General features: G+C 75.0%; 13 protein-coding genes. 7 read left to right on the plus strand and 6 right to left on the minus strand.

Translation table 11 applies throughout. The features are described 5' to 3' along the window. Nucleotides 1-241: 241 nt before the first annotated feature. Nucleotides 242-724 (plus strand): MarR family winged helix-turn-helix transcriptional regulator, encoded by a 483-nt coding sequence (locus ACPXCB_RS00005; RefSeq protein WP_425870997.1) that lies wholly within the window; start codon nt 242-244, stop codon nt 722-724. A gap of 10 nt (nt 725-734) precedes the next feature. After that, nucleotides 735-1721 carry a pirin family protein gene (locus ACPXCB_RS00010; RefSeq protein ID WP_425870998.1) on the plus strand — a complete coding sequence of 329 codons (987 nt, stop codon included), beginning with the start codon at nt 735-737 and terminating at the stop codon, nt 1719-1721. 95 nt (nt 1722-1816) lie between these two features. Here ACPXCB_RS00010 and ACPXCB_RS00015 read toward each other — a convergent pair whose 3' ends face one another. Further along, on the minus strand, nt 1817-1945 hold the full coding sequence (locus tag ACPXCB_RS00015; protein WP_255474758.1) for a hypothetical protein: 129 nt from the start codon (nt 1943-1945) through the stop codon (nt 1817-1819). Between the two features lie 142 nt (nt 1946-2087). Between ACPXCB_RS00015 and ACPXCB_RS00020 the strand changes: the two genes are divergently transcribed. After that, on the plus strand, nt 2088-3677 hold the full coding sequence (locus ACPXCB_RS00020; protein ID WP_425871000.1) for a phospholipase D family protein: 1590 nt from the start codon (nt 2088-2090) through the stop codon (nt 3675-3677). Between the two features lie 28 nt (nt 3678-3705). Here the strand turns inward: ACPXCB_RS00020 and ACPXCB_RS00025 are convergent, their stop codons facing one another. Then, entirely contained in the window at nt 3706-4455 is a 750-nt protein-coding gene (locus ACPXCB_RS00025) for a hypothetical protein (protein ID WP_425871002.1), read from the minus strand. Between the two features lie 376 nt (nt 4456-4831). On the opposite strand from ACPXCB_RS00025, the gene ACPXCB_RS00030 reads away from it, so the two are divergent. Further along, nucleotides 4832-5659: a SigB/SigF/SigG family RNA polymerase sigma factor gene (locus ACPXCB_RS00030; protein WP_311414262.1), complete on the plus strand. Its 828-nt coding sequence runs from the start codon at nt 4832-4834 to the stop codon at nt 5657-5659. Nucleotides 5660-5809: 150 nt separating this feature from the next. Here the strand turns inward: ACPXCB_RS00030 and ACPXCB_RS00035 are convergent, their stop codons facing one another. Genes ACPXCB_RS00035 through ACPXCB_RS00045 form a run of 3 tightly spaced genes read right to left on the minus strand, consistent with a single transcriptional unit; the run spans nt 5810 to nt 8632 of the window. Beyond that, entirely contained in the window at nt 5810-6427 is a 618-nt protein-coding gene (locus ACPXCB_RS00035) for a GNAT family N-acetyltransferase (protein ID WP_425871004.1), read from the minus strand. Continuing rightward, nucleotides 6424-7950 (minus strand): APC family permease, encoded by a 1527-nt coding sequence (locus tag ACPXCB_RS00040; RefSeq protein ID WP_425871006.1) that lies wholly within the window; start codon nt 7948-7950, stop codon nt 6424-6426. Before ACPXCB_RS00040 ends, ACPXCB_RS00035 begins: the two co-directional genes overlap by 4 nt. A 40-nt stretch (nt 7951-7990) precedes the next feature. Further along, entirely contained in the window at nt 7991-8632 is a 642-nt protein-coding gene (locus tag ACPXCB_RS00045) for a GOLPH3/VPS74 family protein (protein ID WP_425871008.1), read from the minus strand. A gap of 126 nt (nt 8633-8758) precedes the next feature. On the opposite strand from ACPXCB_RS00045, the gene ACPXCB_RS00050 reads away from it, so the two are divergent. Genes ACPXCB_RS00050 through hrpB form a run of 3 tightly spaced genes read left to right on the plus strand, consistent with a single transcriptional unit; the run spans nt 8759 to nt 12391 of the window. After that, a complete protein-coding gene (locus ACPXCB_RS00050; RefSeq protein ID WP_151456261.1) occupies nt 8759-9601 on the plus strand; it encodes a helix-turn-helix domain-containing protein in 843 nt (280 codons plus the stop codon). 39 nt (nt 9602-9640) lie between these two features. After that, nucleotides 9641-9841, plus strand: a complete 201-nt coding sequence (locus ACPXCB_RS00055) for a DUF397 domain-containing protein (protein WP_425871010.1) — start codon at nt 9641-9643, stop codon at nt 9839-9841. Between the two features lie 30 nt (nt 9842-9871). After that, complete coding sequence (gene hrpB / locus ACPXCB_RS00060; RefSeq protein ID WP_425872082.1) at nt 9872-12391, plus strand: ATP-dependent helicase HrpB; 2520 nt, start codon at nt 9872-9874, stop codon at nt 12389-12391. Between the two features lie 6 nt (nt 12392-12397). Here the strand turns inward: hrpB and ACPXCB_RS00065 are convergent, their stop codons facing one another. Next, nucleotides 12398-13123 carry a PP2C family protein-serine/threonine phosphatase gene (locus tag ACPXCB_RS00065; RefSeq protein WP_132235916.1) on the minus strand — a complete coding sequence of 242 codons (726 nt, stop codon included), beginning with the start codon at nt 13121-13123 and terminating at the stop codon, nt 12398-12400. Nucleotides 13124-13212 lie beyond the last annotated feature (89 nt).

Consider the following 13212-nt stretch of genomic DNA (forward strand, 5'->3'; position numbering starts at 1 on the left):
CGCCCGCCCGCTGAGGCTCCCGCGGGGGTCCCCCGCCGGCCGCGACCGCCCCGGCCCCCCCCTCGTCGGGTACCCGGTGTCCGCCCCCGGGGGCCGCCGGCGCCGGCTGGTCCGGGCCGGCGGCGACCCCGCCCCGGCCCGGCCCGGGAGCATCCTTCAAATCTGAACAGCACCGCCGCGTCGCGGGTGACCGCACTCACGGGGCACTAGTTAAATTTTGAAAGAGTGCTACTGTCATGGCGTGACCGAGAGCCTGGACAGTGCCCGACTCGCCGCCTGGCGCGCCTACATCGAGGCGAGCCAGCGGCTCTACACGCGGCTGGAGGACGACCTGCGCGCCGAGAGCGCGCTCACCTTCGCCGACTACCACGTGCTCGTCCTGCTCTCCGAGGCGCCGGGCCAGCGACTGCGGATGGGGGAGCTGGCGAGCCGCCTGGTCTTCTCGCCCAGCCGGCTGACGTACCAGATCACCACCATGCAGCGGCGCGGCCTGGTCGCCCGGGAGTCCTGTCCCGACGACCGCCGCGGCAGCGAGGCCGTGCTCACCGCCGCCGGGCTGCTGGCCCTGCGCGAGGCCGCCCCGCACCACCTGCGGTCGGTGCGCGCCCACCTGATGGACGACCTCGACGACGCCGAGGTCGCCTGCCTCACCCGGATCTTCGAGCGACTCGGCCGGCGCCTGCGCGCGGACCGCGACGCGTCGACCGCCCACCCGCACAGCTGAGGAGCCCCCGATGCCCGCCATCACCGTCGACAACGTGCTCGTCCTGCCCCGCCTGCCCAAGCTCGACGAGTCCACCGCGTTCCGGCCGGTCCGCCGGCTGACCACCGCGCCCAGCGGCTACGAGGGCGAGGGGTTCCCGGTCCGCCGGGCGTTCGCCGGTGTTCCGGTGAGTGAGCTGGACCCGTTCATCCACCTGGACCAGATGGGCGAGGTGGACTACGCCCCGGGCGAGCCCAGGGGCACGGCCTGGCACCCGCACCGCGGCTTCGAGACGGTGACCTACATGATCGACGGGATCATGGACCACCAGGACTCGCAGGGTGGCGGCGGCACGATCACCAACGGCGACACCCAGTGGATGACGGCCGCGAGCGGGCTGCTGCACATCGAGGCGCCGCCGGAGCACCTCGTCATGAGTGGCGGGCTGTTCCACGGCACCCAGCTCTGGGTCAACCTGCCCCGGGCGGCGAAGATGAACCCGCCCCGCTACCAGGACATCCGAGGCCGGGAGGCGGCCCTGCTGACCACGCCCGACGGCGGCGCGCTGATCCGGGTGATCGCCGGCGAGATCGCCGGGCACCGGGGGCCGGGCTCCACCCACACCCCGATCACCATCACGCACGTCACCGTGCAGCCGGGCGCCCGCGTCGACCTGCCGTGGCGGCCGGACTTCAACGCCCTGGTCTACGTGCTGGGCGGGCGGGGCACGGTGGGCACCGACGGGCGGCCGGTGCACACGGGCCAGCTCGCCGTGCACGGCCCCGGCGACGCGCTGACCTTCGCCGCGGACGCCAGCCAGGACGGCCACACCCCGACGCTGGACCTCTACATCATGGGCGGCGAGCCGATCCGGGAGCCGGTGGCGCACTACGGCCCGTTCGTCATGAACACCCGCGACGAGCTGCTCCAGGCGTTCGAGGACTTCAAGGCCGGCCGGCTCGGTGTCGTCCCCGCCGAGCGGCTGCCGCACACCGACGGCGAGGCACCGAGGCCCTGAATCCCACGCGCGGGCGGTGGGCGCCCCCGGCACGACCGGGTGGCGCCCACCGGCGCGTCAGCACATGGCGCCCACCGGCGCGTCGGGACGTGGCGTCAGGAGACGGCGAAGATGCCCGCGACTCCCAGGATCACCATGAGCAACACCGTCACCAGCGCGCCCCGCTCGCTTTCGACCGCCTGCTCGCGGTACTCGGTCACGGGGTTCGTCGTCTCGCCGGGCATGGTGTTGCCTCCTCGGTGTTCGCGTCGTGATCGGGCGGGCTGTCGGGGGCCGTCCGACCGGTCACCGGAGTGCCGGCCGGGATGCGGACCCGCGACACGGGTCCTACCGTGAGGACGTTGTCGACCTCGGGGGGCTGGAACGGTGGCACCACGCAACTGGTTCCTGAGCGAAGCCGAACGCGCCAACCCGGTGTCAGAGTTACCCGTCTGGAGCAGCGGAAACCTCGCCGAGCCGTTAATTCACGGAGCCGCGTACTTCGACCGGCTGGTCGACGAGGTGCAGACGCTGGAGGCCGGCGACCACCTCTTCTTCACCGACTGGCGGGGTGACCCGGACCAGCGGTTGCGCCCGGACGGGCCGACCGTGGCGCAGCTCTTCGCGCGCGCCGCGCAGCGGGGCGTGGTGGTCAAGGGCCTGATCTGGCGCTCCCACCTCGACCTCCTGGCCTACAGCGAGGCGGAGAACCGCAACCTGAGCGAGACGGTCTCCGCCGCCGGCGGCGAGGTGCTGCTCGACCAGCGGGTCCGCCGGGGCGGCTCGCACCACCAGAAGCTGGTGGTGCTGCGGCGCCTCCGCGCGCCGGAACGAGACGTCGCCTTCGCCGGCGGGATCGACCTGTGCCACAGCCGCCGCGACGACGCCGCGCACCGGGGCGACCCGCAGGCGGTGCAGATGTCCACCCGCTACGGCGACCACCCGCCCTGGCACGACGTGCAGCTCGCGGTGCGGGGGCCGGTGGTGGGCGCGCTGGACACCACCTTCCGGGAGCGGTGGACCGACCCGATGCCGCTGGACTCGGAGAACCCCCTCGCCTACCTGCGCGACCGGCTGCGCGGCGCGGACCTGCGGCCCGACCCGTTGCCGCCGCAGCCGGCCGACCCGCCGCCCTGCGGCCCGCACGACGTCCAGGTGCTGCGCACCTACCCGGCGGTCCGGCCCCGCTACTCCTTCGCCCCCGACGGCGAGCGCACGGTGGCCCGCGGCTATACCAAGGCGGTCCGGCGGGCCCGGCGGCTGATCTACCTGGAGGACCAGTACCTGTGGTCCAGCGAGGTGGCCGACCTGTTCGCCCGGGCGCTGCGGGAGAATCCCGACCTGCATCTGGTCGCCGTGGTCCCCCGGTTCCCGGACGTGGACGGCCGGCTGGCGCTGCCGCCCAACACGGTGGGCCGCGAGCAGGCGCTGTCGCTCTGCGAGCGGGCGGCCCCCGATCGGGTGCACGTGCTCGACGTGGAGAACCACGCGGGCACCCCGGTCTACGTGCACGCCAAGGTGTGCGTGGTCGACGACGTGTGGGCCAGCGTGGGCAGCGACAACTTCAACCGCCGGTCCTGGACGCACGACAGCGAGCTGTCCTGCGCGGTGCTGGACGACACCCGGGACGACCGGGCGCCGACCGACCCGGCCGGCCTCGGCGACGGTGCCCGGGTCTTCGCCCGGGAGCTGCGGCTGCGGCTGTGGCGCGAGCACCTGGAGCGCGACCCCGACGGCGGCGAGGATGCCGACCTGATCGACCCGGCCGACGCCGTGGCGGCGATCAGCGCCGCCGCCGACGCGCTGCAACGGTGGTACGACGCGGGGCAGGCCGGCCCCCGGCCACCGGGCCGGCTGCTGCCGCACCGGGCGGAACGGCTGCCCTGGTACACCCGGGCCTGGGCGCTGCCGGCGTACCGGCTGGTCTACGACCCCGACGGCCGGCCGCTGCGGGCCCGTCGGGCGGGCACGTGGTGAGCGCTCCGGCCCGGCACGGGGTAAACCGTCAGGCGGGTACGAAGAGGGCGTCGGCCCGGCCGCGGGCGGGCTCGGCCTCGTCGGCGCCGGCGCTGGCGTCGTCGGCGGCGGCGTGCACCGTCAGCCCGCCGGGGTAGGCGAACGAGGCGCGCGGGGAGTAGAAGCCGAACCCGATGGTCAGGGGGTTCTCCGGGCGGAGCGCGTAGACCGGGTGGGCCGGCTCCAGGAACTCCACCGACTCGATCACGAACGGGTCGACCGGTTCGGCGACGAACGGGTACACGGCGCTGAGCAGCTGCCCGTCGCGGGCCGTGAAGTAGCGGTGGTGGCCGCTGCTGATCGCCCGGCCCGTCTCGCCCACCTGGCAGCGGGCGCGGATCACCGGTACGCCGTCGATCTCCGTCTCGGCGACGATGTCCCCGCCGTGTCGCTCGACGCGGGTGCGGCCCACGGCGGCAGGCGCCCCCCGCGCGACGGCGTAGGTGCGGACCCGTGCGCTACAGGTCACGTAGTGCGTCCACCAGCCGCCGCGGTTGCTCCCGCCTGGCGCGTCCACCCCGGCCAGCGCCACCCCGAGATAGGTCAGCGAGTACGCGCCGAAGCCGGAGGTCTGGCTCTCGTCGTCGACCACGTACTGGTTCATGAAGACCAGCCGGTCCGGCGACGGGCGCAGCCCGGCCGGGACCAGCGCCGCGACCGCGTCCGGGTCCGCCGGCAGCCAGCCGAAGCAGAGCGTGCGGCTGTTGACGACGAGATGGGGAGCGGCGGGGTCGAGCACGGCACCTCCGGAGCGGGGCAGGTACCCGCACGCTACGGCCCGTCCTGTGGATGGGACAACGACGGAAAGCCGACATTCGGCGCCGGTCATCCGGGGGGACCGGGACCGCTCGGCCGGCCGGTCCGGGCCGCCCGGATGCGGCTTCGTCGATGTCCGGCGGGGCCGGCTGACCGTACGCCCGACGTAAGCCGGCTCACAATCCAAGGACGTTTTGCCCGACTCGCGCATTTCATGCCAGGAAATGACTTAAGTACATCGTACTTTCGGCTAGATTTCGGCGGACCGATCGGGCTAAGGTGACTTCCGAACGGACATCTGAACTTAAACCTAAGCGTCACGTCTTTCATCCGCGGACGAGGTGCAGGGAGGACCACCCATGACCGCGCCAACGATCAGCGAGCCGGCGACCACGACAGCGCCGAGCACCGCCCAGAAGCTCGACCCGCGTGCGCTCACCGACAGCGCCGCGGACCTGCTCAACGCGATGGCCGCGCTGCCGGCCGGCCACCCGTCCCGCGCCGCACTGCGCGACAAGGCGATCGAGGCCTGGCTGCCGCTCGCCAACCACCTCGCCCACCGCTACAGCGGCCGGGGCGAGCCCACCGACGACCTGGCCCAGACCGCCGCCGTCGGCCTGATCAAGGCGATCGACAAGTTCGACCCGTCCCGCGGTGTCGACTTCGCCGGCTACGCGATCCCCACCATCATCGGTGAGCTCAAGCGGCACTTCCGCGACCGCACCTGGGACATCCGGGTCCCCCGCCGGCTCCAGGAGCTGCGGCTGGCCATCTCCGACGCCAACAGCTCGCTGTTGCAGACCCTGGGCCGTTCGCCCACGGTCGCCGACATCGCCGCCCACCTCAAGCTCACCGAGGAAGAGGTCCTGGAGGGCCTGGAGGGCGCCCGCGCGTACAACGCGGTCTCGCTCTCCACCCCGACCGGCGACGGCGACCGCGCGACCGAGCTGGGCGACATGCTCGGCGGCGTGGACGGCGAGTTCGAGCTGGCCGAGCTGCGGGTCGCCCTCGGCCCGGCGCTGGCCACGCTCGACGAGCGGGAGCAGAAGATCCTCACGCTGCGGTTCTACGGCAACCTGACGCAGTCGCAGATCGCCGAGCAGATCGGCGTCTCGCAGATGCACGTGTCCCGGCTGCTGGCCCGCGCGCTCACCAAGCTGCGGGGGCAGCTCGACGGCACGTACTAGGGGTGGTGGGCGATGGCCGGGCCGGCGGGCCCGGCCATCGCCGTGTCCGGGGGCGGGCGCGCAGCCACCGCGGCACGACGCCCGGGTCACCCTCCCGCAGGGGGTGACCCGGGCGGCGCCGCTCGGGCGGGTGGCACAGGGCGCCGTCGTTCAGGCGGGCTGCCCGGCCCCCGTCGCTGCGCGGGCGGGCTCCCGCCACATCGGCCAGAACGGCGTGCCGTCGGGCAGGTGGAAGGGCTCGGCGACCTGGTAGCCGTGTCGCGCGTACAGGTCGCGGCCGGTCTCGCTGGCCGCCTCCAGGTAACCGGGCACCCCCTCGGCGTCGAGGACGGCGTGGTGGTGCCGCAGCAGCGCGCTGCCCAGCCCCTGCCCCTGCCGGTCCGGTGCGACGGCGAGGAACGCCAGGTGGTGGTGGTCGGGGTGCGGGTGGTGGGCCTCGAAGAGCTTGTCCAGGTGCGCGAACCGGTCGGTCCACTCCCCGCAGGCCGCGGCCAGCCGGGCGTCGTAGTCCTCCGGCGGCGGGGCCGGGTCGCCCACCGAGGGGAACCAGACCGCGACCCCCGCCCGGTCCGCGGTCGCGTGGACGAGGCCGTACCGCATCGCGTGGTCCACCAGGATCGCGAAGTTGCCGGCCAGCACGGACTGCCGCCGCCCGGCGTCGGGCACCAGCCACCGGGGCGCGTCGAGGGCCATGAACGCCTCGGCGATCCGGCCGGCCACCAGCGACGTCTCCCGCGGCCCAAGCCGCTCGATGCGCACCCCGCTCACCGCCGCGCCGCCGTCCCGCTCGGGACGGGCCCGCCGAGGTGCCCGGCCGGCGGCGCCGTCACCGCCACGCTCTCCGCGCCCAGCCCGATCCGGGCGTACGTGTCGGGGCGGCTGCCGCGCAGCACCAGCGCCCACAGCAGGCCGAGCAGCGCGGCGACCGGGTAGACCGCCGGGACCGCCCAGCGCAGGGGCGAGTCCGGGGCCACCCCGAGCAGGTCGGCGAAGTTGACCACCGCGAGCAGGACGATCACGGCCAGGGCCACGGCGGCGAGGCCGGGGGCGACCGCGCGCCGCCACAGCGTCTCGTCCACCCCGTTGCGGGCGAAGAAGGCGATCACCGCGACCGAGGTGGTGGCGATCAGCAGCAGCACCCCGAAGCCCCCGGCGGTGCCGACCCAGTAGAACAACTGCACCACCGGGTCCCAGCCGTTGAGCGCGTAGAGCAGGATCACCACGAGGCCGAGCGCGCTCTGTGCGAGGGAGGCGGCCCGGGGCGAGCCGGTGCGCGGCGAGGTCTGCCCGAACACGGCCGGCAGCACCCGCTCCCGGCCGAGCGCGAACGTGTACCGGGCGGTGGTGTTGTGGAAGGAGATCATCGCGGCGAGCACCGAGGTCAGGAAGAGCGCCTGGCCGATGGTGACGGCGGTGCCCCCGAGGTGCGCCTCGGCCAGGTTGAAGATGAGTCCGATGCTCTGCTCGCCCGCCTCGGCGGCGATCCGGTCCGGCCCGACGGCGACGGTCATGCTCCACGACGACAGCGCGTAGATCCCCGCGATGATGGCGATGGAGAGATAGGTGGCCAACCGCACCGTCCGGCGCGGGTCCTTGCTCTCCTCGCTGAACACCACGGCGGACTCGAAGCCCACGAAGCCCAGGATGGCCAGCACCAGCACCGCGCCGGCGCCGGGCACGACGAGGTTCTCCGGTGACAGCGCGGCGAAGCTGACGTCCCCGCCGGCCGGGTGGGTCAGCTGCCCGAGGTCGAAGACCACGATCACCACCATCTCGGCGACCAGCAGCGCCGCCAGCACCAGGCCGTTCAGGTCGATACGGAGCAGACCGAGCACGCCGACCGTCGCCCAGGCGACCAGCGCCACGACCCACCACGCCGGGGCCACCCCGAACAGGCGGCCCAGTACCGGTTCCGCGGCGGCGCCGATGGTGCCGTAGAGCCCCACCTGGAGGGCGTTGTACGCGATCAGCGCCACCCAGGCGGCGCCGACGCCGGCCGGGCGGCCCAGCCCACGGGCGACGTAGGCGTAGAACGCGCCGGCGTTGGCCATCCGCCGGGCCATCGCCACGTACCCGATGGAGAAGAGGGCGAGCACCGCGGCCACCGTCAGGAAGGCCAGCGGGATGCCGAGCACCCCGACGACCCCGTAGCCGGTGGTGACGACGCCGGCCACGACGGTCAGCGGGGCGGCGGCGGAGAGGACGAAGAAGATCACCGACGGCACGCCGAGCCGGCCACGGGCCAGGGCCTCGGAGACGTTGCTCGGTCGGTCGAGCGTTGGTGTCGACATACGCGGACTCCGGTTCGAGGGGAGGGAAGGGTGGAGGGCGTCAGCCGACGCCGCGCAGCACGGCGGCGCCGACGGCGGCCTCGGTGTGCGCCACGAGTTCCCGCAGCGGCGGGGGCAGTGCCGGGACGAGCACGCCCAGCCGGTGGTGCGCCCGGGGGCCGGCGCTCCACAGCACCTCGCGGCTCAGCCCGGCGGCGACGACCAGCCCCAGCAGCGTCCCGTCGGGCACGCTCGGCGGTTCCGGCCGGTCGAGCAGGGCGCGCAGCCGGGTGGCCGGCCAGGCCACCGCGTTGAGGTCGATCGGCAGGTAGCTGACGGTGGTGCGCAGCAGCCGCCGGTTCTCCTGCCGGCGCAGCACTCCCGCTCTGACCAGCCGCTCGCCCACCGAGGAGGTGGCGGTCTGCGCCAGGAAGCTCAGCCAGGTACGCACCGGGTGCTGCTGCGTCTCGCCGATCAGCTGGTCGAGCACGGTGTGCGCCAGTGCGTCCGCCGGCGGGCGACGGTCGAGCACCGTGACGAGCCCGGCGGAGACGGTGACGTGTCCACGAAGGACAAGTTCACCGAGCAGCCCGCCGGCGAGGCCGAGGCCGGTCGCCGTCGGGTGCAGCTTCGCCTTGCCCCGACTGTCGTTGTGGGTGATCAGGAAGAACTCGTCGGCGATGAGCAACCGGTCCTCCCGCACGGGTTGTCCACAGTGTTCGCAACCGGGCAAGGATGCACCGGCCGTGACTGCAACGCAACTCCCGTTTATGGAAGTTGCACTCCGTGCTGGGCCCACCTGCGGATCTTGCCGTGACAGACTCGGAGGGTGACCGCGAGCCCCACCGTCCGCCGCCGCCGCATCGCCCGGGAACTCCGCCAGTTGCGCGAACGCGCGGGCATGACCCTGGACGTCGCCGCCCGGCAACTGGACATGTCCAAGAGCAACCTGTCCCGCATCGAGAACGCCCAGATCGGCATCAAGCCGCGCGACGTCCGGGCCGCGCTGGCGCTGTACGAGGTGACCGGGGCCGACGCCGAGGCGCTCATCGAGATCGCCCGCGGAGCGCAGCAGCGCGGCTGGTGGCAGAAGTACAGCGACGTCCTGCCGGAGTGGTTCGAGTTCTACGTCGGGCTGGAGGCGGAGGCGGCGAGCCTGCGCACGTACGAGGTCGAGGCGGTGCCCGGGCTGTTGCAGACCGAGGCGTACGCGCGGGAGGTCTTCCGGCGCACCGCGGGCGAGGACGGGATCGAGCGCAAGGTCGCCGCGCGGCTGCATCGGCAGAACGTGCTGCACCGCGACAATCCGGTCGAGTTGTCCGTGGTGCTCAACGAGGCGGTGCTCTGCCGCCCGGTCGGCGGCAACGCCGTGATGGCCGACCAGATGGCCCATCTCGCGAAGGTCTCTCAACTACCGAACGTGACTCTCCAGGTACTTCCGTTCTCCGCAGGCGGCCACCCGGCGATGAACGCGCCGTACGTCGTGCTGACGTTCGCCGACACCGCCGACGCGGCCGTGGTTTACCTGGAAAACCTCACGATGGGGCTGGCTCTGGAGGAGGCCGGACAGGTGCGCGGGTATAGCCTTGTGCACGAGGAGATGTGCCGCATGGCACTCGGCCCGGAGGCGTCCCTGACCCGCCTGACGGAAGCTTCTCGTCACTTTGCGTGACCGTTGACGCGGCGCGCCGGCACAGACGGGGGTACCGCGATGAGCGCGCTCGACCTGACCCGCGCCCAGTGGCGCACCAGCAGCCGCAGCGTGGGCAACGGCAACTGCGTGGAGGTCGCCGCCGCCGGGGACCGGATCGCCGTCCGGGACAGCAAGGACCGGCCCGGCCCCGTGCTGGCCTTCCCGGCGTCGGCCTGGCGCGCCTTCGTCACCGGCGTCGACGGGGTACGCCCCGACTGAGCCGCTCCCCGGGCGGTGCGAGACTGGGCCGTGCTCTCCGACGTGCCCCTCGACCTGCCCGTGCGCCCGGTGCTGCCGGAACTGGTCGCGGCGCTGCGCGGCGCCGGCGCCGGGGTGCTGGTCGCCCCGCCCGGCACCGGCAAGACGACCCTCGCCCCGCTGGCCGTGGCCGACGAGGTCACCGGTCGCGTGCTGGTCGCCCAGCCGCGCCGGGTGGCGGCCCGCGCGGCGGCGCGCCGGATGGCCGCGCTGCTCGGCGAGCCGCTCGGCGAGCGGATCGGGTACGCCGTGCGCGGCGAGCGCCGCAGCGGACCGCGGACCCGCGTCGAGGTGGTCACCACCGGGCTGCTGGTGCGGCGGCTGCACCGCGATCCCGAGCTGGCCGGCACCGGCGCCGTGCTGCTCGACGAGTGCCACGAGCGGCAGCTCGACGCCGACCTGGCGCTCGCGTTCGCGGTGGAGGCCCGGGCCGCGCTGCGCCCCGACCTCTGGCTGCTGGCGATGTCGGCCACCCCCGAGGCGGACCGCTTCGCCGCGCTGCTCGGTGGCGGGGCCGCTCCCGCGCCGATCGTCCGGGCGTCCTCGGCCCTGCACCCGGTGACCCGGATCTGGGCGCCGCCACCCCGGCCGGTGGCCGCGCCGGGGGCCGGCCCGGTCGACCGGGGCCTGCTCGACCACGTCGCGGCGACGGTGCGCCGGGCCCTGCGCGAGTGCGACGGTGACGTGCTGGTCTTCCTGCCCGGGGCCGGCGAGATCGGTGCCGTCGCGGGCCGGCTGGCGGACCTGCGCGACGCGGTCGCCGTCCTGCCGCTGCACGGCCGGCAGCGCGGCGCCGACCAGGACGCGGCGCTGCGCCCGGCCGACCGGCGGCGGGTGGTGCTGGCGACGGCGGTGGCGGAGAGCAGCCTGACCGTGCCGGGCGTCCGGGTGGTGGTGGACGCCGGGCTGTCCCGGGTCGCCCGGATGGACCTGGCCCGTGGCCTGGGCGCCCTGGTCACCGTCGGCGTGTCCCGGGCGGCGGCCACCCAGCGGGCCGGCCGCGCGGGCCGGGAGGCGCCCGGGCACGTCTACCGCTGCTGGTCGGCGGCGACCCACGAGCGGCTGGCCGCGCAGCCGGAGCCGGAGATCGCGACCGCCGACCTGACCGGTTTCGCCCTGGAGCTGGCCGCCTGGGGCTCGCCGGACGGCGCCGGGCTGGCCCTGCCCGACCTGCCCCCGGCGGCGTCGATGGCGGTGGCCCGCGACACCCTCACCACCATCGGCGCGCTCGACGCCGCCGGGCGGATCACCGACCGGGGCCGGGCGATCGCTGCGGTCGGGGCGCACCCCCGGCTGGCCCGGGCGCTGCTCGACGGGGCCGCCCGGGTGGGGGCGGACCGGGCGGCGGAGGTCGTGGCGCTGCTCGCCGAGGACACCGCCGCCGGGCCGGGCGACGACCTGACCGCCGCGTGGCGCCGGCTGCGCGCGGGCGCGGACCCGGGTGCCACCGCCCGCTGGCGTTCGGAGGTACGCCGACTGCGCGCCGCCCTGCCCGACGCCCCGGCGGGACGGCCTGACCGGGGCCGGTTGACCGACGACCTGGCCGCCGGGCTGCTGGTCGGGCTGGCCCACCCGGAGCGGCTGGCCCGGGTGCGGCGGCCGGGCGGCTCGGCGTACCTGATGAGCGGCGGGACCGCGGCGGAGCTGGCGCCCGGGTCGGGGCTGGCCGGCGCCGACTGGCTGGCGGTCGCGGTGGCGGACCGCCGCCCCGGCGCGCCGACCGCCCGGGTGCGGCTGGCCACCCCGCTCGACGAGGCGACCGCCCGGGAGGCGGGCGGGCCGCTGCTGCGCACCGAGCGGGAGGTCGGCTGGGCCGGCGAGGACGTGGTGGCCCGGGAGGTGCTGCGGCTGGGCGCGATCGAGCTGGTCGAGCGGCCGCTCGCCCGGCCCGACCCGGCGGAGGTGGCGCGGGCCCTGCTGACCGGCCTGCGTCGTACCGGCCTCGGTCTGCTGACCTGGACCCCGGCGGCGCGGGCGCTGCGCGAGCGGCTGGCGTTCTGCCGGCAGTCGCTCGGCGGCGACTGGCCCGACGTGGGCGACGAGGCGCTGCTCGCCGACGCGCCCGCCTGGCTGGGCCCGGAGCTGGCCCGCGCCCGCCGCCGCGCCGACCTGGCCCGCCTCGACGTGGCCGGGGCGCTGCGCCGGCTGCTGCCGTGGGCGCTGGCGGCCCGGCTGGACGAGGTGGCGCCGGAGCGGATCGCGGTGCCGAGCGGGTCGCGGATCCGGCTCGACTACGCCGACCCGGCGGCGCCGGTGCTCGCGGTGAAGCTCCAGGAGACCTTCGGCTGGCGGGACGCGCCGCGGATCGCCGACGGCCGGGTGCCGGTGCTGCTGCACCTGCTCTCGCCCGCCGGGCGGCCGGTGGCGGTCACCGCCGACCTCGCCTCCTTCTGGCGCACCGGCTATCCGCAGGTACGCGGGGAGCTGCGCGGGCGCTACCCGCGCCACCCGTGGCCGGAGGACCCGACCACGGCCCCGCCCACCCGGCGCGTCACCCCGCGCCGGCGCTGACCGGGCTCACTCCTGCACGACGTCGGCGACGACCACCGTGACGTTGTCCGGCCCGCCGGCGCGCAGCGCCAGGTCGATGAGCCGGCGGGCGCAGTCCGCGCGGTCGGGGTGCTCCGCGAGCACCTCGGCGAGAGTGTCCGGGCGGACGACGTTGGACAGCCCGTCGCTGCACAGCAGCCAGCGGTCCCCGGCCCACGGCACCATCGTCGCGTACGCCGGGGAGACCTCCTCGCCCTGCAACGCCTGGGTGACCACGGCCCGGCGGGGGTGGCTGCTGGCCTGGTCGGCGGTGATCACCCCCTGGTCGACGAGCATCTGCACGAACGTGTCGTCGCGGGTGATCTGCTTGAGCACGCCTTCGCGGAACAGGTAGGCGCGGGAGTCGCCGACGTGGGCGAGGGCCAGGCAGCTGCCCGTCCGGGCGAAGAGCAGGGCGGTCAGCGTGGTGCCCATGCCCTGCCGCTCCGGATCCTCGGCGACCGCCTGGTGGATCCGCTCGGTGGCGAGCTGGATGCCGCTCTGCAGTGCGGCCACCAGCGCGTGCTCCGGGGTCTCCACGTCCAGCGGAGCGACCGCGTCGATGGCGATCGCGCTGGCCAGGTCGCCAGCCGCCATGCCGCCCATGCCGTCGGCGACGGCGACGAGCCAGGTGCCGGCGTGCAGGGCGTCCTGGTTTCCGCTGCGGATCAGCCCACGGTCGCTCGTTCCCACGGAGCGCAGCTTCAGGGTCATGGGTGGCAGCCTGCCAGGCGGAGGGCTCAGTTGTCTCTAGGAGATCAGGACCTCGGCGCGTCGCGCGGCGAATCTCACTGTCCCCGGGG

Origin of the sequence: Micromonospora sp. DT62 (assembly GCF_049847285.1) — a bacterium.
Lineage (GTDB): Bacteria > Actinomycetota > Actinomycetes > Mycobacteriales > Micromonosporaceae > Micromonospora > Micromonospora reichwaldensis.